The organism is Mucilaginibacter sp. UYNi724 (genome assembly GCF_054057495.1).
Map to the genome: position 1 here is coordinate 264,477 of NZ_JBSRZI010000001.1, position 18,961 is coordinate 283,437.

Consider the following 18,961-nt stretch of genomic DNA (forward strand, 5'->3'; position numbering starts at 1 on the left):
TCCTTAAACGTGTTAGAGCCTGACAACTATTCGGCTACCGGAAAGGCCGAAATTCTTAGCCTTGCGCCGCCCATAGGCACTAACGTTAACCGTGTTAAAGGTTCGGTATTTTTAAAAGGGCTTTGAGGCAATACGCTGCATAAACCATACTGGTCAACGGTCCACTCCGGGATTTTTTTACCTGTGGCTACAAGGCGTATTGGCGCGCCAGTGTTGGTGAATGGGTTATTGTCTTTAGGCCATTCCTGTTCTATAACTTTGAATGACTTTTGGGGGTGCTGCTCATCAATTACCAACCCGTAGTTCCATGCTGATACCGGGTGGATCTCGTACGAAGGCCATTTTTCAGGATCGGCACCAGCCTGCCAGCGCGAATCGCCAATAGCTGTTTTTTTGCTATCCTCTTTAATGTATTTCTCGTCGATCTTTAGTGAGTATGTTAACGGGCCGTAGTTTACGCTAATACTATTTTTATTTTTAACCCATTGGCGCACTTCAATTTGCATTGGTAAATGTAGGGTTACTTTATCGCCGTTTTTCCAGGTTTTCGCCAGGCGTATATAATCGCCTTTTACGTTGCTCACTTTTACAGCCAAGCCATTCACTTTAACTGATGCTCCTTTACACCATTGAGGCACGCGTAAATACATAGGGAAGGTTACGGCTTTGGCCGTATTTACCGTAAAGTTCACCTCGTCTCTAAAAGGGTAACGGGTAGTTTCGGTAATAGTTACAGCTGTGCCATCGCCAACTTTTGCGTTTACCTGCCCCTGAGTATAAAGTTGGGCCGCCAAGCCATTATCGGGTGTGGCCATCCAGCTGTTTTCTGCATAATAAACCCAACCTGCAGCATGGTTGTGCTGGCAGCAACGGCTGCTAAAAGGGTTCATCATTAAAAACGGACCGCTGTTATCAATACCCGGGTTATGGTTTTTACCATCACTTACCACCATGTTTGGCGCTGTTAAATATCGCAACGATCTATAGTCGGGCATAAAGGCTGCCGAGAATGTATTGAAAGCCACATCCTCACAATTTGCCGCCCAAAAACTATCGCCTGTAATACCCAGCAGCATTTGGTCTGATGTCATTTGCTCAACCATACCGCAAGTTTCAACGGCCTGGCGGGGGTCATCGTAGCCTTTGCGGGCATTCTCATCCGCACCAAACATGCCGCCCGGCACCTGCCCATATACATTACGGATCAGCTTAAAATCGTTATATGATGCCGCAAGATCTTGCGGTTTGTGGCTTTGCAGGTAAAAAGTAGCTGGCTCCCTAAAACATTGTGCAACATTTACATTGTGCCAGTTGGGCAGGTTGTTGGCTTGGCGCCAGTTAGCGGTATTTTTATCGAGCTTGGTAGCTAAGTCCAGCAGAAACTTATCTCCCGTACGGTTGTAAAGCCAGTAAACGCTGGCAATATTATCACCGCCGCGGCTGTTTTCCCAGTAATCCTGCAACAATTTATTATCAGGCAACGACAACTGGAATTTAAAATACCTGGTCATAAAAGGGACAACGCGAGGGTCTTTACTGTACTCGTAATACGATTGCAGGCACCAAAGCATCGGCATATTGGTCCACAGGTCGCGGTTACCATCATGTTCAACGGCGGGGCCAAAATCGCCATTGTCGCGCTGATTACTTAATACGGCGTCTATCCAAAATTTAGCTTCGGCAATGATTTTTTTATCGCCCAGCATGTAGCCAATGTTGGCGTAACCTTTAAGCCAGTATGGCAATTCTTCCCAGCCATATTCTCCTTTGCCCTCTTTATTGAGCCAGGCATTATTGTTTTTAGACAGCCAGATACTTATTTCGCCCAAGTTGCCGGTAAGCCCGTCGCGCTGTAATTCAAGCGCTTTTTTTAGCCAGCCTCCGGCTTGTATGCTACCTACAGGCAACTTAATAAAATATGCCTTTTGCAATGGTGCACGGTTGCTTACATAATTAGCGTTTAAGGTGCTATTATTTATTTTATTAAGCACGGCAACCCTAACAGCTTGAGCCGGGGACGTTTCCATACCTGCCCAGCTTAGTATTAACGATAAACTAAAAATTTTACCAATAGTGTTTAAGTGATTCATTCGGCCGCTTTTATTTTACTAACTCTAATTTATACAATTTACGCGTTCCTGAAGTAATTTTTCTATAGGTATGGTTATAAATTTGGGTCGTAAGTCATAAAGCCAGTCGCCTCGCCTTAAATTTTCGCATATCGTAAAGTTAATGTTTTGACGATGTAATTTGTTTACGGTCTAAAAATCATAACTGATTTGAAGGGTTAAATAACGTAATTATTAGGCACACTGATATGATTCGCCGTATTGTATTTGCTAAATGAGAACCTGACGGTGTTTCTGCAAACATCGGCACCAATTGCTTTTAAAACATGCGAAGCCGAACCTGTTGAGCACGCACTTCCGCCTGATACCGAAATACTGTTTTGGTTGAGGTAGGCCAGCAAGTCGCCGGTTGCATGGCTAACAGGTAGGCTCGCGCTTAGCACGGTGTAAAGGCTTTTATCTGCAATGGCCGAATTACCGTTAACCTGTACATCGGCTATTTGTTCCTGCAATTTCGCTATCATTCTGTTTTTAAGTTTTTGGATATAAACCTGGTGATCATCGATATCGCGGTAAGCAAGTCCTATAGACTTTATATTTATTATTAAAATATCATTAAGGGGGATTTCTATTTAGATCCGAATAGCTTATTTCAAATTCTCGCTGAAAAAATCTATTGTACGTTTCCAAGCCAGTTTGGCAGCGATTTTATCATACCGTGGTGTGGTATCGTTATGGAACCCATGGTTTACGTTTTCGTAAATAAAAGCCTGATATTTTTTACCATTCTCTTTTAGGGTGGCTTCGTATGCGGGCCAGCCCCCGATTATCCTTGTATCAAGCGATGCATAGTGCAACATTAGCGGGGCTTTAATTTTGGGTACATCGGCAGCCTCGGGCTGTGCACCGTAAAAAGGTACTGCAGCAGCTAATTCCGGGATACGCACGGCCATCATATTGGCTATGCCGCCGCCATAACAAAAGCCTACAACACCAATTTTGCCGTTGCAGTCCGTATGATTTTTAAGGTATTCATAAGCGGCTATAAAGTCCTCCTGCATTTGTTTTGGGTCGCGTTTGCTTTGTAAATCGCGCCCTGCATCGTCGTTACCGGGGTAGCCGCCAAGCGGGGTAAGCGCATCCGGCGCCAGCGAAATAAAACCTGCAACAGCAGCACGCCTGCCCACATCTTCGATATATGGGTTTAAGCCGCGGTTCTCGTGGACTACTATCACACCACCCAATTTGCCTTTTGCACCTTTAGGCTTTGATAGCAACCCTTTTATACTGCCACCGCCTTTTGGCGAAGCGTAGTTGATATACCCCGAATCTAAACGGGGATCGTCAACCTTTACCTGTATGTTATTTTTATAATCGGGCATCAGGAAACTCATGAGGGCATTAACGGTTAATCCACCAACCGCATAAAGTGACAGTTTCTCTAAAAATATCCGGCGATCTACGCGGTTGTGCGCATAATCATCATACAAGTCAAACACTTCCTGCTTAATATCTTCTTTGTTGATCTGGCTCATAATAAAAGGCTTTTGTCAATTTTAATAATAGCGGCAATGGCTTGCTATCCAATCAAGTAACACCGTTGCTACACAGATGGTTTGCTATTCATTAAATATCCACCTAAACGCAAAGGCCTGCATACTCGTAGTACGCAGGCCTTTAGTACTAAATATATTAGCTGTTAATTTTTAAGCTCGTCTATAGCTATTTGTGGCACTAATGCTTTATTCACTTTTTGTACCGTGATATCCTTAGCCAGTTTAAATATCTTTTGCAGCTTAATATCGTCGCTCGATGCTCCGATCTTTACATTATAAGTACCCGCCTCAGCAACCCATGCCGATTGCTTTGTGTTAAACGAAGCAAGATCTTTGGCATTGATACTGAACATTAACACCTGCGAAGCGCCCGGCTGTAGTAAAGCAGTTTTGGCAAAGCCTTTAAGTTCTTCTGCGGGTTTATCCATGCTTTTTGCCGGGGCATTTAAATACAGTTGTGCTACCTCTTTACCGGCAACTTTGCCTGTATTGGTAACCTTTACGCTAACCGTAATTTTACCCGTAAAAGTTGGGTTGCTTAGACTAAGGTTGCTGTAAGCAAACCCTGTGTAAGATAATCCGTAACCAAACTCATAAGCAGTAGCCTTTTTAAACGTGTTATAATAACGGTATCCCACATAAATCCCTTCTTCGTAAGTTACCTCGGCAGGGATGGCTTTCATGCCCATCATCCCGGTTGTTGCCTTTTCAGGAAACTCCTTACCCGGGAAGTTTTTAGCGCTTGGCTCATCCTTATAATTGGCTGGGAAAGTAGTTGCTAACTTGCCCGATGGGTTAACTTTACCCGTTAGTACATCGGTAATCGCATTGCCGCCTTCTAATCCCGGCTGCCATACAAGTAATATGGCATCAGCATACTTTTTAACAGGCTGTATATCTATCACCCCGCCTATGTTAAGTACTACAATAACTTTTTTATGCTGCGCATGATAGGCCTCAATAAGGTCTTTTAACATATCTTTTTCCGCGCCGGATAATTCGTAATCATTCTCAGTTTTACGGTCGCGGCCCTCACCCGCATTCCTGCCAATTGCTAAGATCGCGATATCAGTTACTGCGGCTTTCTTAGCCATCATATCCTTATCCATCGCATATTCGGGCGCAGCCGGCGTCGGGTTCATAAACTCCTGGAAAAAGCCTTTTTTAGGGTTCTTTTTAGCATAATCGGTTAAATAATCAGTATACACTGTTTCTATATCCTTATCCACTGCATAGCCTGCCTTGGCTAAGCCCTGCTTCAACGAAATTTTGTATGCTTTATTTACATCGCCGCTGCCGGTACCACCGGCAATCATTTCGTAACCATTTATGCCATATAAAGCTACGTTGTGCGTGGCTAATTTAAGCGGTAACGATTGTGCATCGTTCTTCAATAACACCATGCTTTCTGCAGCTGCAGCCCTTGCAATAAGGGCGTCTTTTTTAAGGTCGGGTTTATCGGAGTGTTTGTAGCCTTTAAACGTTGGCGACATTAACACTAACGATAACAACCTGCTTACGTTTTTATCAAGTACCGCAACAGATAACTTGCCGCTTTTTACTGCATCCATTATGGCTTGCGTTTGGGCTTTGCCGCCCGGCATAAGCAGGTCGTTACCGGCGTTCATCTGGGCGACCGCGTTTTTACCGCCAAACCAATCTGTCATTACAGATCCTTTAAAGCCCCATTCTTTTCTAAGGATGGTTGATAGCAAGTCGTGGCTTTCTGATGTATAGGTACCGTTAAGCAGGTTATAAGAGCTCATCACTGTCCACGGTTGTGATCTTTTCACTGCAATCTCAAATCCTTTAAGGTAAATCTCCCTTAACGCCCGCTCGCTTACAATAGCGTTAACTGTGTTACGGTTTGTTTCCTGGTTGTTTACCGCGAAGTGTTTAATAGAGGTGCCCACACCGTTAGACTCGATCCCGTTTACCATTGCTGCAGCCATTGTACCCGCCACTAACGGGTCTTCAGAAAAGTATTCGAAGTTACGGCCGCCAAGTGGGTTACGGTGGATGTTTAAGGCAGGTCCCAATAATACATCAATACCATATTCTTTTACCTCGTGCCCAAAAGCTGCGCCCACTTTTCTAACAAGGGCGGTATCCCAGCTCGAGGCCAGTAAAGTACCAACCGGCCATGCGGTTGCATAATAGGTTTTACCGGGGTTGCCTTTACGCACGCTATCGATACGTACACCTGCTGGGCCGTCTGATACGACGATAGAAGGGATGCCAAGGCGTGGTATAGCATAGGTTGTACCGGCTGCACCTGACACTTTGTCTTGCGTTTGGCCAATTGTGGGGCCTGCACCCGGCATACTGAAACCATTACCTACTACCAGTTTTGCTTTTTCCTCAAGCGTCATGGCGTTAATAATTTGTTGTATAGGGCTTTTACCTAACTGCGGTGCTTTTTGCGCCTGGGCTGATACGCCATAAAGTACGAATGCGCAAAGCAATGCTTTACGAAGGGGTATAGTCGACATTGGTTTATATTTTATGATGATCTATTTGGTTTTTACGCGTTCGCCTTTGGCTTCAAACATGCCCATCAGGCTACCTTTTACGCGGTCGGCGTCAATGGGCTCCAACAATAGGTTTACATCGTAACCCTGTGCATTGAAGTAAGCGGTTATCGTTTTCTCCTTTTCATCAATTTGCGTAATTTTAGAGATTTCCTTGTCGGTAGAGTCGCGCATGCTACCGGTTAGTTTACCATCTTTCCGTTCAAACAAAAAGTTCATGGTGGCATCGCCATTGGGGGTGCCTAAAATGGTTATCTTCCATTTCCCGGCAAAGTAGTCGGTTGTTGATTGCGCTTTTGCACTTATAGATAAGCACATACAGGCAAATACCGCAAAAATTAAAACGATCTTTTTCATACTGGTTTATTAAAGGTTAAGAATTGGCTGGTTACATTCCGTAGAAATGACGGATTAAATGTAGATAACAAAATTTACAAATCAAATTTATTCCGTACTTTTTACGTAATGGATTTTATTTAGCTTTGTAATAACAATGGAAGCACTAAAATTTGAGGACCTTACTAAAGACGCTGAACAATATCTGCGCAACGTTTCGGTTGATAACGTGATCTTTGGCTATCACGATAAAGAACTGAAGGTATTGTTGCAGCAACCTTTCACATCATCTAAATGGACAGTTACCGGGGGTTACATCAAAAGGACTGAAACCATTGAACAAGCCGCCAACAGGATAGCTCTTACCAGGACAGGGTTAGATAACCTCTACTTCCAGCAGTTTGGAGCATTTGGCAGCCCGGATAGGGCAAACGACAGTGATTTTAATGGAAAGCGATTAAGCGAACTCTTGGGCACTAAAGTTCCTAACGATTTTTTCGCGTTTGATTACTTTGTGTCGGTTGGCTTTTATACGTTAACTGAGTTTTCATTGGTGGCTACCAAAAAAGATGAGCATGAAGTAGATTGCAGGTGGTGGCCAGTAAACGAACTGCCCGTTATGATGTTTGATCATCAGCATATTATTAACGAGGCTTTGCGTGCCCTGCGCCTGCACATTGCGCATTACCCGATAGGTTATGAGTTGCTTCCGCAGAAATTTACCCTTCCCGAAATCCATAACTTGTATGAAACCATATTAGGCAAACCGCTTGATGACCGCAATTTTGCTAAACGTTTAATGGCTACCGGTATCATTATCAAATTAAAAGAAACCAAAAAGATAGGCGCCCATCGTTCGCCATTCCTATATAAATTTGATAAAGAGAAATATGACGAGGGGCTTAAAAGCGGCGTTACGCTGGCGTTTTAAGCTTTTAAAAATAAATAATTTTTAGGGGAGTAAAAACAGGTGCAGTAATAGAACACGTTATAAATATTAAAGGCCAACGTATAAATCATGCGTTGGCTTTCCTTTTTTTTAACATAGGTGTGTTAACATATCTTTAACACAGGCCGTAAGTTGTATTAACCTTGTACAGGTAGTTTTGCGGTTCAAACAAAACAAATACTATGAAGCATTACTTACTATCGGCATTCCTGTGCCTTTTTTTATTTAGTTGTAAAAAAGACAAGATCAGCACCACACCAGACCCGGTTGAACCCGAATTTTTTGTAAATGAAGATCCTGCCACCTTTAAAGAAATAGGCTCTCTTGATATTGGCGACGTAGGAGCAGCCGAGATCAGCGCCTTCGACCCGGCTACCAACCGCCTTTTTGTGGTTAATAATGGCGTTGTTAATAAAATTGACGTGATTGACTTTAAAGACCCGCTGTACATGTCTGTCATTAACTCTATAAGTGTGGCACCCTATGGCGGTGCGGTTAACAGCGTAGCTGTATCTGGTGGTAAATTAGCCGCGGCTATTGAGGCTACCGATAAACAGGCAAACGGCAAGGTCGCTGTTTTTAAAACGGATGACCTTAGCCAGGTAAAAGTGATAAACGTTGGTGCATTGCCGGATATGATCACCTACTCGCCCGACGGTAAATTTATATTAACCGCTAATGAAGGTGAACCAAATGACGCTTATACTAATGACCCTGTAGGTACGGTATCTATTATATCGGTAGCTAATGATTATGCCGTTACCACAATAGATTTTTCATCTTTTGTAGGCCAAAAGGCCGATTTAGTGGCTAAAGGTTTCAGGATATTTGGTTTGGGTAACGATTTTGCAAAAGACATCGAACCTGAGTACATCACCATATCTGCCGACTCTAAAACCGCCTGGGTTACGCTGCAGGAAAACAACGGTATAGCTAAAATTGATATCACTACCAAAACCATAACCAACATATTCCCGCTGGGCTTTAAAGATTATAACGTAGCCGGTACCGAAATAGACCCAAGCGATAAAGATGATAAAATAGCTGCCGCAAAATGGCCGGTAAAAGGTATTTACATGCCCGATGGTATCGCTATTTTAGAGCAAGGTGGAATACCCTACTTATTTACCGCTAATGAAGGCGATGCAAGAGAGTACGCAGGGTTTAGCGAGATAAAACGTATTAAAGATATTAAGCTTGATGCCGTATTGTTCCCTAACGGTGCCGACCTGAAAAAAGACGCGCAACTTGGCCGTTTAAATATTACAACCACCCTGGGTGATACCGATGGCGATGGCGACTTTGACGCATTGTATTCATTAGGCGCACGTTCGTTCAGTGTGTGGAACGGGCTTGATGGTAAACAAGTATTTGACAGCAAGAACGAACTTGATACAAAAACCATTGCAGCAAATGCTTATGATGATGGCCGTAGCGACGATAAATCGGTTGAGCCGGAGGGTATCACAATTGGAAAAATTGGCCATAAAAGCATAGCATTTGTAGGTATGGAACGTGCCGATGCAGTTGCCGTTTATGATGTTACCGACCCAACCAAACCCTCGTTTTTACAACTGCTAAAATGCGGTGATGCACCCGAAGGTGTATTGATCATCCCTGCAAAAAACAGCCCTACCAAAAAAAGCCTTTTGGTTGTAAGCAGCGAAAATGATGGTGTTATAAAAGTTTACACACCTAATACCCTTTAATTAATACTTCAGCCAACAATTAAGAAGGGCCGGTTTATATTATAAACCGGCCCTTCTTAATTGTTAATCAAGCTTATTTAACTTTTAGCAATTCAACAATTTTCTCGCCAACTAATTCTGCCGAAGCCGGGTTTTGGCCGGTTATCAGCAAGCCGTCGTTCACCATAAATCCTTTCCAGTCTTCGCCTTTTTTATAATTGCCACCGTTGCTTATCAACATATCTTCTAATAAAAAGGGCACCATATCTTCAGATTGGCCTGCTGCTTCTTCGGTATTGGTAAAGCCGGCAACAGTTTTACCTTTTATCAGCAGATCACCATTTTTAGCTTTAACATTTTTAAGTACCGCGGGCGCATGGCACACCATGGCAACAGGTTTGCCGGTGTTATAAAAGGTTTCTATCAGTTCAATCGACTTTTTGTTTTCGGGCAGGTCCCACATTGGGCCGTGGCCACCCGGGTAAAATATAGCATCGTAATCGTTAGCGTTTACAGATGTTAGTTCAACCGTATTGTTTAAGCTTTCCTGCGCTTCTTTATCATCCAGGAAACGTTTTGCAGATGGGGTAATGTAATCAGGCAATAAACTTTTAGGGTCAATTGGCGATTTGCCACCCCTTGGCGATGCAATGGTAACCGCTATACCTTTACCTGTAAATAAATAATACGGGGTAGAAAATTCTTCCAGCCAAAGGCCGATTTTTTGCCCACACTTTTTACCTCATCAAAAGAGGTAACAACAATTAGTACTTTTTTTGGAGTATTCATGGTAGTTTTTGTTTGTTGGCCGTAAGCCGCCACATCAATAAGCGACAGCATTGCCAGTAAAATATTGGATAAAATTTTCATAACTCTTATTGTGCAAAGGTGTTGCTTTTGGCTACCCACTACAAGGAAGTAAGTCACTAATAAAATGTGATGTATATCACATCAATATTGGGGCAATGGCAGATTATACTTAATTTGCAGGGGTATTTATACCAATTAAATGAGCCAGGCATTCAGACATCATATCGAAGAAATAATAACGCTTACCGATGCTGAGTTTGACCACGTTTTATCTTTTTTTAAAATCAAAAAGCTTAAAAAGCACCAGTACATTGTACAAGCCGGAGATTTGGTAACGCTTGATTACTTCGTATTAAGCGGCCTTGTTAAATCATCGTTTATAAACGAGCAAGGCAAAGTACACATACTGCAGTTTGCAATGGAAAACTGGTGGGTGTCTGACTATAAGGCCCTCAACAGCCAAACACCATCAGCTTTTGATATTGATTGCATTGAAGACACCGAACTATTAACCATCACTATCCAAAATAAAAATAAACTTTGCGCCGAAAGCCATAAAATGGAGCATTTTTTCAGGATAAAAGCAACCGGTGGTTACGTGGCTTTACAGCACCGCATCCTCTCCCTATTAAGTAACGATGCCGAAACCCGTTACAAGCAACTTTTTGCGCAATACCCCTCTCTTTTTCAACGCATCCCAAAAGCCATGATAGCCTCTTATCTCGGTGTATCGCGCGAAACTTTGAGTCGCCTATCTCCTTTTTAGGCCCGATCAACAATTATTACCAGTTATAAAATGCTGCCCTCTCTGTAACATACATTATACTATATAGCTATCGCATAATTTAAGAATTTGCCTTACCTTGGTTTGTTTTACAAACTGACTTCAAAAATGAATAAATACTTACTTACGGTATCTGCTTTCGCGATGGCATTAACAGCCGGCGCGCAGCAAACCGCTCCAATAACCGCTAAAGATTATGAGCGTGCCGAAAGCTTTTTAAGCTACAACACATCCGGCTTGGTTGATAGGGCAAACGTTTTCCCTAACTGGCTCTCCGGCGATAAATTCTGGTATCGCGTATCAACCGCGCAGGGCAGCGAATATGTCCTGGTAGACCCAATTAAAAAAACACGTACCTCGGCTTTCGACCCGCAAAAACTTGCCTCCGCTTTATCAACTGCATCAGGCAAAACTTATGATGCAAACAAATTGCCATTCCAAAGCATTGGCTATTCTGCCGATGGCAAATCGGTATTATTTTCTGCGGATGCTAAAAAATGGGCTTATAACCCGGTAAGCAACCAGGTAAGTGCCGATACCTCAAAAGCTATTGCGGGTAAAACCGCTGCCTTAACCGGCCGTGCGGCACGTGGTGGTGGCAACGAAGTAATGTCGCCAGACCGCAGCAAAGCTGTTTTTATAAAAGATTACAATCTTTGGGTGCGTGATGTTGCCAGCGGCAAACAAACCCAACTGACTACAGATGGCGTAAAAGATTTTGGTTATGCTACCGATAACGCGGGCTGGACCATGAGCGACAGGCCGATTGTTTCATGGTCGCCGGATTCTAAAAGAGTGGCAACCTTTCAGCAAGACCAGCGTAAGGTAAGCGATATGTACCTGGTTACCACCAACGTAGGCAAACCAACTTTGATGGCATGGAAATACCCACTGCCGGGCGATAAGGACATTGTTACTATACAACGTGTTATTATTGATATTGATAACCCAAAAGTGGTGCGCTTTAACATCGCGCCTGATCCGCATCGTGCAACACTAAGCGATGATATTGCCAGCAGCGGCAGTTTTGATGATGCCGACTGGAAAGCCGACGGCAGCGAGTTTGCATTCGTATCAACCTCACGCGATCACAAGAATGAGAAATTCCGCATCGCTAACGCTACTACCGGCGCGGTGCGTGAGGTATTTGAAGAAACCGTAAAAACACAATACGAATCTGGCTGGGGCGCTATCAACTGGCGTTATCTTGCTGCATCTAAAGAGATCATATGGTTTTCGGAGCGTGATAATTGGGGGCACCTGTATCTTTACGATGCCACAACCGGCAAACTTAAGAACCAGATCACCAAAGGCGATTTTGTTGTTACCAAACTGCTTAAGGTTGATGAGAAAACCCGCACCCTATACTTTGTTGCGGGCGGCCGCGAGCCGGGCAACCCATACTTTTCTCATTTTTATAAAATAGGGTTCAACGGAAAAGGCTTAACGCTTTTAACGCCCGAGGATGGCAACCACAGTGTTAGCTTCTCTCCCGATGATAAATATTTTGTAGACAGCTACTCACAGCCAGATGTACCGACTGTTACCGTGCTTCGCGATATGAAAGGCAGCCTTTTAGCTACTTTAGAAAGAGCAGATGTATCGAGGCTTGCCGCCACCGGTTGGAAAGCCCCAACTCCTGTTAAGCTAAAGGCACATGACGGCACTACAGATATTTACGGTTTGGTGTTTACACCAACCAAAATGGATGCAGGTAAAAAATATCCTGTTATAGATTATATCTATCCGGGCCCGCAGGGTGGTAGCGTTGGCAGCTGGTCGTTCTCCGCATCTCGTGGCGACCACCAGGCACTTGCCGAACTGGGCTTTATTGTGGTATTGATAGAAGGCACCAGCAACCCGCTGCGTTCAAAAAGTTTCCATGATATGAACTATGGCAACATGGGTGATAATACGCTGCCAGACCAGATCACGGGCATTAAACAATTAGCTGCAAAATACCCTATCGATACAGCGAAAGTGGGCATTTGGGGCCACTCGGGTGGTGGTTTTGCTACTGCTAACGCGATGTTTAAATACCCCGATTTCTTTAAGGTTGGTATCTCAGAATCCGGCAACCACGAAAACCGCAACTATGAGGATGATTGGGGCGAACGCTACAACGGGTTGGTAGAAAACTCTAACTACGATGCGCAGGCGAACCAAAACCTCGCTAAAAATTTAAAAGGTAAACTAATGCTTGCACATGGTATGATGGATAACAACGTACCGCCATACAACACCTTATTGGTTGCCGAAGCATTGGAGAAAGCCAACAAAAGCTTCGACCTGGTGATATTCCCCAACAGCGCGCATGGTTACGGCCAATACTCCTATTACATGATGCGCCGCCGATGGGATTATTTTGTAAAAAACCTGTTAGGTGCCGAGCCACCCTACGATTATGTGCTTGGACCTAAAACAACTAAACGCTAAAATCCGCGACAAGTACTAATAGTAAAGCCCCGGCAATAATTATTGCCGGGGCTTTTTTTGGGCAAAGTTTTAATTAAACTGACCTCAAGAAGTTTTGTAGACGACTATTGTAAAGCACCGGCACCTGCTGATGCTACTTCATGATCCTGGTCTACCGAACCACCGGATACGCCGATTGCACCAATAACTTTACCGCTGCCATCCTTTAAAACCACACCACCCGGGAAGCTGATTAGCCCGCCGTTTGAGTGTTCGATGTTGTAAAGAGGGCCGCCCGGTTGCGATAGTTTACCTATCTCTCCCGAGTTCATGTCAAAAAATCTTGCGGTTTTAGCTTTTTTAATGGCAATATCTATCGACCCCAACCACGCGTTATCCATACGGTGAAAAGCTACCAGGTTTGCACCTTCGTCTACAATTGCTATGTTCATAGGTACGCCAATCGCAGTTGCTTTTTCTTTAGCAGCTTTAGACAATTGTTCTGCCTGTTCTAATGTAACACTCATGATAATTTTGATTAGTTGAGTAATTAGAACAGCAGCTACCGAACTATGTTTAAATTATTTGACCGTTTGTGTTGTGATTTGAATATCTTCCAGTTTCCGGGCATACCGGTAAGCAATATACAAAGGTATAATTCCTATCACTCCAAAGGAGCAATCTATCAGTTGCCAAAACAGCGGAATATGCCTGATGGCGCCGGCGATAAATGCCAGTGGAAAGATGAGCACGCAAGCGATCATCCCAAACTGCAGCACCCAGATATTACGTGCCGGATCGCGCATTGGGCCTATGAATACCAGCGCGATAATGATGTGGGCAAAGGCAAGCCAGTCGGTACCGTAACTTAAATAGGGGTATTGGGCATTAGTGGTTTTTATCGCTGTGTAAATAGTGGTTAGCCAATGCTGCATTTTGGGTGAAAAGGCAGCAAGGTTGTTCATTGCAATGGCCAGTTCGCTCTCTATCGGGAACGCGGTTATGCCGCTTAATACCAAGCCGACGATTAGGAAGATGATCCAACGTCGGGCTTTTGTTGTTAACTGTGCTTGTGTAGGTTTCATGTTTTAGGAATAATTAAAAACGAATACTTAGGATATCTTTAAGGGCATGCTCCACTTTGGCAAACTGGAATTGGAAGCCGGCATCCACCAAACGTTTGGGTAACACCCAGCGGCTTTTCAGGATCAACTCAGTCTCGGTACCTATTACTGCTGCGCCCATTTCCAACAGCCAGGCCGGTGCAGGTAAACCGAACGGGATGCCAATAGCATGCCGCAGTTTTTTCATCAGTTCGGTATTTTTAACGGGTTCAGGTGCTGTGCAGTTTACTACACCATCAATTTCGGGGTGCTGCATCAGCCATTTGGTAGTTTTTACCACGTCTTGCTCGTGCACCCATGATACATACTGCTGCCCGTTGCCCTGTCGGCCACCCATACCCGTTTTAACCAGGTTTACCAGCCGTGGTAAAGCGCCGTCGTTACGACCAAGCACTATGCCAATACGCAAGGCTACTTTGCGGGTGCTTGGCGTTTGCTGGTCGAAAAAGGTTTTCTCCCAAATCTTGCAAACTTCGATAGAAAAACCATAACCAATTTCGCCGGTCGCCTCATTCTGCGGGCGGTCTTCTGCGTGGCGGTATATGGTTGCAGATGCCGCGTTTATCCAAAGCTTTGGCGGGTTTATCAGTCCGTCCACAACCTTGCCCAACAAAGTCGTAGGCTCTACCCTTGAAATAATGATCTCCTCTTTATTCTTTTGCGTGTACCGGCAATTCACATTTTTACCGCAAAGGTTTATCAGCATATCGGCACCTTCCAGTTCTGTTACCCATCTGCCCATGGTTCGGCCATCCCACACCAAAGTTTTAATATTCCCTTTGTCCGGCTGGGGCCGCCTGCTCAAAATAATGATCTGTTCGGTATCGTACTTATAATGCTCGGCAAGGGCTTTGCCTAACTGGCCACTACCACCCGCTAATATTATTTTTTGGTATTTCATGATCGTGTATAATTAAAGGAATAAAATAACCGCCAGGATAGCCGCTCGATAGATTGCCCAAGTGATAGTCAACGCCCATCCAATGTTAAGTAGTTTGCTCCTGCGGATGTGTTCTAAAAACATCAGCCCGGCTACCATCATAAAGTACGCAGCGTAAATAAACGGGTGTGCGCCAATTATTTTAGCTACAAGTAACATCACCAGCAACAGCAACCCGCCTGCAAAAGAGATGGTCATCATGTTGCCCAGGTATTCCCATTTCTTATTGAGAGCCACAATGCTAATAATGATACCCTGAAACAGCACCTGCCCACCGCAAATCAAAGCCTCACGGTATAAATTACCAACCGGCATAATGCCTTGCAGCAGGCCCGCGTAAATAGTTAGGATGTATGAGGTAACTGCCCAGGTAAATATGAGGTAAGCTACGCGATATTTCAATTTAAAGGTAGGTTGTACATCTGCCTCATCACCAACGGTTGGGATAATTACACGGCGGTTGTATGAAATAAAGGCGTAAACCTTGCTCATTATCCACACAAACGGACTGATATTAAAGAGCGGTTTAAAAACCGGTGCAGCATTGCCAATAATTTTGAACAGGCTTTTTATCCCGTAAGTAACCTCGCCGGTTTGGCGGTTTACCAGTGCGATCTCATTTGCAGCCCGTTGCCTATCAACCAGTGGGCAAGCATCCGGTGTTAGCTGCTGGTAAGCTTCGCGGCCATCTTTATCAAGCATGCCGGTTTGTATAAAAGCGTTTGTATAAAGTTTGCACATGGGGCATTCCGCATCGTAAAGTATGGTGTAATTGGCAAGGGTTTTCATTATGGTATTATTTATATTTTCAGTAATAATTGAAATTAAAAAGCAAAAAAAATGTTACTTGAACATTTTAAAAATAGAGCCCCAAAACCAACTCTCTTCGGCTTTAAGCATTGCCTCTAAAGTTTTATCCACATTTTTAGCCATCTTATTTATATCCGTTACAGATTTATTGAAAGTTGCAAACTCGGGGTCTTTACTACTGCCTTTTACTTTTGTAAGCTCGTCTAAAATTTTAAGTACGGGTTCCAGTTCGCGTTTGCGGCGTTCTTTGGCAACCTGGCGGGCAATATTCCAGGTATTTTTGTCAGCAAAAAAGTATTCTTTACGTTCGCCTGCTTTATGTAATTTTTCAACAAGGCCCCAACTCATCAAGTCGCGAAGGGTCATGTTGGCATTACCGCGAGAAATGCTCAGGCTTTCCATAATTTCTTCGGTAGTTAACTCGCCGGGGGTTACCAATAGCAAAGCGTGTACCTGCGCCATGGTGCGGTTTATCCCCCACTCAGATCCCAACCTGCCCCATGCTTCAATAAACTTTTGTTTTGCCTCCGGTAATTCCATATACAAATGTACATATCTTTTTAAACTTTCAAAATATATTGAAAGTTTATTTTTATTTATTTATCAAGTTCTTTTAAAAAAAATTCTGCATTCGCAAGATGTTTCTCCTGCTTATCTAAAGGCATTTTATCAAAGGTTTTGATAAGCATTCCCAGTCTTGGGTTTTGTAAAAAGAAGTTGCGGTGCACATGCATAAACCGCCAAAACAGGCCGTCCCAAATTTGCTGCCAGTCGCCTTTGGGCCAATTGCCCATTTTCATAAGATAATTACTGCCACTGATGTAGGGCTTGGTCATCATGAGGCCGCCATCGGCCAATTGCGTCATGCCATAAGTATTGGGCACCATTACCCAATCGTAGGCGTCGATGTACATCTCCATAAACCACTGGTAAACCTGATGCGGATCAAACTCGCAAAGCAGCATAAAGTTGCCCATTACCATTAGCCGTTCTATATGGTGACTGTAACCCGTATTTAGTACCCGTTTAATTACAGTATCTATAGGTAAAATCCCTGTTTTGCCTTTCCAGAACGATGCGGGGATCTTCCGTTTAAAGCCCCAGTAGTTTTTGGTGCGTTGTTTTACGCCCTCGCGCTTGTAAACAATATGGATGAATTCGCGCCAGCCCATAATTTGCCGAATAAAACCTTCGAGCGAATTGAGGGGGATCTCATTATCCGCAGCAAAATCAAGGGCTTTATCAATTACCTGCTGCGGGTTTAGCAGGCCAATGTTTAGCATCGGGGTAAGTATGGAGTGATACAGAAAACCCTCCTGCGCAACCATTGCATCCTCATAGATTCCGAAACTATGGAAACGCTGTTTCAGGAAATTGCCAAGCCAATGCTCTGCCTCTTTATAAGTAACGGGATAAAACCCGCCAAGGTTTCCAAATGGCGATGCCGTGCTGCCATAATTATCGGGGTAGTAGCTATCTACCCATTGCTGTGCATCGGTTACATATTTGTTGTCGGCTGGAACATCCAACACAGGAACAACTTCGTTCTTTAGGAATTTTAAACGGTTCTCGCTATCGTAGGTCCATTTACCGCCGAGGGGTTTGCCGTCGGCTTCCAATAAGATTTTTCGCTCCTTTCGCTGCGCGATGTAAAAATCGGTTTGAAAATACGTTTTGCGCCCATCAAAATATTCGGCTACATCACCGGCACTATTCAAATAATTAAGGGAGCGATATTTTGCTAATGCGATGTTGTGTTTGGCGCAATGAGTATCCAAGCGTTTCTCCAGCCAATCGTCGGCTACATCGGCATAATGGATGCTATCCACCCCCTGCCCTGCTAAATAAGGAATAAGTTTACGTACATCGCACAGTTCATCTGTGGCTTCAATGTATTTTACTTGGATGCCATTTTCGCTTAGGAAATCAGCATAAAACATCATAGAGGCCCGGTGCAGCACCAGCTTTTTCTTGTGGAAGGTATATTGGTTAAAATACAATTCTTCCTCTACCAGGTAAACCAAACGCTCATTTTTCACGGCCGGGTGTTTCTGAAACAACTGGTGCGGAAAAATGAGCGTTATACTTTTGGGATGCATGGCTTTAAAACATGCTTTAAGGGCAAATTGTTCTACTTACCAAACCTCGATAAAACATTATAAGCGGCGGCAGGCAGCTTTACTTTGTAGCGGTAGCCGCCCGGAAAGGCATCTTCCTCTTTTATAAACTCGTGGCCTCTTTTACTGATCCAGAAAGTTTCGGTAGCATGCTGGCCTTTGTAGTCACTTTCGTTAAATAGTTTCCAGCAATCTACTTTTTGGTTATCCATGGTCATGATCACCTCGCTGCCTATCACCTTGTAAATAATATAATCGGGTTTGCCAAGCCCAGCATCGTAAAAGTTAATGGCAAAGGTTTTACCGGCGGCCAATGGCAGCATCTGGAAGGTTTCTATATCCAAATTCCAGTTAAAGTTTGGCGAGCTAAAATCAAGCGAAAAATCTTTGTTCGTATTATTAGCCACGGTATCGGCGCCCTTAATTTTATCGGCACCCCAATTGTAAGCGCTGTTTTTACCACCAACGTTTTCGACGTGATAGATCGGCGCAAAATCGCTCATCCGGTTTACGGAATACACCGTGCGGTGACTGGTGCTATCACTGCCGTACCAGTGCTGGCTGGTAACTAATACCTGCTCGCCATTGCGGGTTGCTATTTTGGTATCGCGCAGCCAAAGCCAAAAGCCAAGGCTTTTGGCTTTTTTGGGCGATTGAAAGTAAACCAGGTACTGGCGCAAGCCGGGTTTTAATGTCGCTGTGTTCAAGCGACGATCTTTAAGCCTTATGGTATCTACCTGTGCCAATGCAAATTTTGGGTTTGCCGATAAAAACAATGTAGTTAAAAGGCATATGATAATGCCCGTTATTGATGTTTGAATTTTCATGTTGT

At 43.9% G+C, this 18,961-nt stretch carries 18 protein-coding genes; 4 read left to right on the forward strand and 14 right to left on the reverse strand.

The features are described 5' to 3' along the window. Positions 1–26 precede the first annotated feature (26 nt). The 5 genes from ACVW0P_RS01120 to ACVW0P_RS01140 all read right to left on the reverse strand — a co-directional run bounded on the left by ACVW0P_RS01120 (position 27) and on the right by ACVW0P_RS01140 (position 6,513). A complete protein-coding gene (locus tag ACVW0P_RS01120; protein WP_457130444.1) occupies positions 27–2,090 on the reverse strand; it encodes a beta-L-arabinofuranosidase domain-containing protein in 2,064 nt (687 codons plus the stop codon). A gap of 197 nt (positions 2,091–2,287) precedes the next feature. After that, positions 2,288–2,701 carry an aminotransferase class V-fold PLP-dependent enzyme gene (locus ACVW0P_RS01125; protein ID WP_457130717.1) on the reverse strand — a complete coding sequence of 138 codons (414 nt, stop codon included), beginning with the start codon at positions 2,699–2,701 and terminating at the stop codon, positions 2,288–2,290. A 15-nt stretch (positions 2,702–2,716) separates the two neighbouring features. Continuing rightward, positions 2,717–3,604, reverse strand: a complete 888-nt coding sequence (locus ACVW0P_RS01130) for a dienelactone hydrolase family protein (RefSeq protein WP_457130445.1) — start codon at positions 3,602–3,604, stop codon at positions 2,717–2,719. 164 nt (positions 3,605–3,768) lie between these two features. Then, positions 3,769–6,117, reverse strand: a complete 2,349-nt coding sequence (locus ACVW0P_RS01135) for a glycoside hydrolase family 3 C-terminal domain-containing protein (RefSeq protein WP_457130446.1) — start codon at positions 6,115–6,117, stop codon at positions 3,769–3,771. A gap of 21 nt (positions 6,118–6,138) precedes the next feature. Continuing rightward, entirely contained in the window at positions 6,139–6,513 is a 375-nt protein-coding gene (locus ACVW0P_RS01140; RefSeq protein ID WP_457130447.1) for a hypothetical protein, read from the reverse strand. A 136-nt stretch (positions 6,514–6,649) separates the two neighbouring features. Here ACVW0P_RS01140 and ACVW0P_RS01145 point away from each other — a divergent pair, with 136 nt between their 5' ends. Together ACVW0P_RS01145 and ACVW0P_RS01150 are read left to right on the forward strand one after the other, a co-directional pair. After that, positions 6,650–7,423 (forward strand): NUDIX hydrolase, encoded by a 774-nt coding sequence (locus ACVW0P_RS01145; RefSeq protein WP_457130448.1) that lies wholly within the window; start codon positions 6,650–6,652, stop codon positions 7,421–7,423. A 200-nt stretch (positions 7,424–7,623) separates the two neighbouring features. Then, complete coding sequence (locus ACVW0P_RS01150) at positions 7,624–9,150, forward strand: choice-of-anchor I family protein (protein ID WP_457130449.1); 1,527 nt, start codon at positions 7,624–7,626, stop codon at positions 9,148–9,150. A 73-nt stretch (positions 9,151–9,223) separates the two neighbouring features. On the opposite strand, the gene ACVW0P_RS01155 is transcribed toward ACVW0P_RS01150, so the two are convergent. Both ACVW0P_RS01155 and ACVW0P_RS01160 read right to left on the reverse strand, forming a co-directional pair. Further along, entirely contained in the window at positions 9,224–9,850 is a 627-nt protein-coding gene (locus tag ACVW0P_RS01155; RefSeq protein ID WP_457130718.1) for a type 1 glutamine amidotransferase domain-containing protein, read from the reverse strand. Beyond that, complete coding sequence (locus tag ACVW0P_RS01160; RefSeq protein WP_457130450.1) at positions 9,790–9,999, reverse strand: hypothetical protein; 210 nt, start codon at positions 9,997–9,999, stop codon at positions 9,790–9,792. Before ACVW0P_RS01160 ends, ACVW0P_RS01155 begins: the two co-directional genes overlap by 61 nt. Positions 10,000–10,138: 139 nt before the next feature. Between ACVW0P_RS01160 and ACVW0P_RS01165 the strand changes: the two genes are divergently transcribed. Then, the gene (locus ACVW0P_RS01165) at positions 10,139–10,705 is read left to right on the forward strand and encodes a Crp/Fnr family transcriptional regulator (protein WP_457130451.1); all 567 of its coding nucleotides are present in this window, start codon (positions 10,139–10,141) and stop codon (positions 10,703–10,705) included. 126 nt (positions 10,706–10,831) lie between these two features. Then, a complete protein-coding gene (locus tag ACVW0P_RS01170; protein ID WP_457130452.1) occupies positions 10,832–13,159 on the forward strand; it encodes a DPP IV N-terminal domain-containing protein in 2,328 nt (775 codons plus the stop codon). 104 nt (positions 13,160–13,263) lie between these two features. Here the strand turns inward: ACVW0P_RS01170 and ACVW0P_RS01175 are convergent, their stop codons facing one another. Genes ACVW0P_RS01175 through ACVW0P_RS01205 form a run of 7 tightly spaced genes read right to left on the reverse strand, consistent with a single transcriptional unit; the run spans position 13,264 to position 18,956 of the window. Beyond that, positions 13,264–13,665, reverse strand: a complete 402-nt coding sequence (locus tag ACVW0P_RS01175; RefSeq protein WP_457130453.1) for a GlcG/HbpS family heme-binding protein — start codon at positions 13,663–13,665, stop codon at positions 13,264–13,266. A 54-nt stretch (positions 13,666–13,719) separates the two neighbouring features. Next, positions 13,720–14,223: a hypothetical protein gene (locus ACVW0P_RS01180; RefSeq protein WP_457130454.1), complete on the reverse strand. Its 504-nt coding sequence runs from the start codon at positions 14,221–14,223 to the stop codon at positions 13,720–13,722. A 13-nt stretch (positions 14,224–14,236) separates the two neighbouring features. Further along, entirely contained in the window at positions 14,237–15,163 is a 927-nt protein-coding gene (locus tag ACVW0P_RS01185) for a TIGR01777 family oxidoreductase (protein WP_457130455.1), read from the reverse strand. 12 nt (positions 15,164–15,175) lie between these two features. Next, positions 15,176–15,991: a DCC1-like thiol-disulfide oxidoreductase family protein gene (locus ACVW0P_RS01190; protein ID WP_457130456.1), complete on the reverse strand. Its 816-nt coding sequence runs from the start codon at positions 15,989–15,991 to the stop codon at positions 15,176–15,178. Between the two features lie 54 nt (positions 15,992–16,045). Continuing rightward, positions 16,046–16,552, reverse strand: a complete 507-nt coding sequence (locus tag ACVW0P_RS01195) for a GbsR/MarR family transcriptional regulator (protein ID WP_457130457.1) — start codon at positions 16,550–16,552, stop codon at positions 16,046–16,048. 56 nt (positions 16,553–16,608) lie between these two features. Beyond that, on the reverse strand, positions 16,609–18,111 hold the full coding sequence (locus ACVW0P_RS01200; protein ID WP_457130458.1) for a cryptochrome/photolyase family protein: 1,503 nt from the start codon (positions 18,109–18,111) through the stop codon (positions 16,609–16,611). Between the two features lie 32 nt (positions 18,112–18,143). Then, complete coding sequence (locus ACVW0P_RS01205; protein ID WP_457130459.1) at positions 18,144–18,956, reverse strand: DUF3108 domain-containing protein; 813 nt, start codon at positions 18,954–18,956, stop codon at positions 18,144–18,146. Between the last annotated feature and the right edge of the window lie 5 nt (positions 18,957–18,961).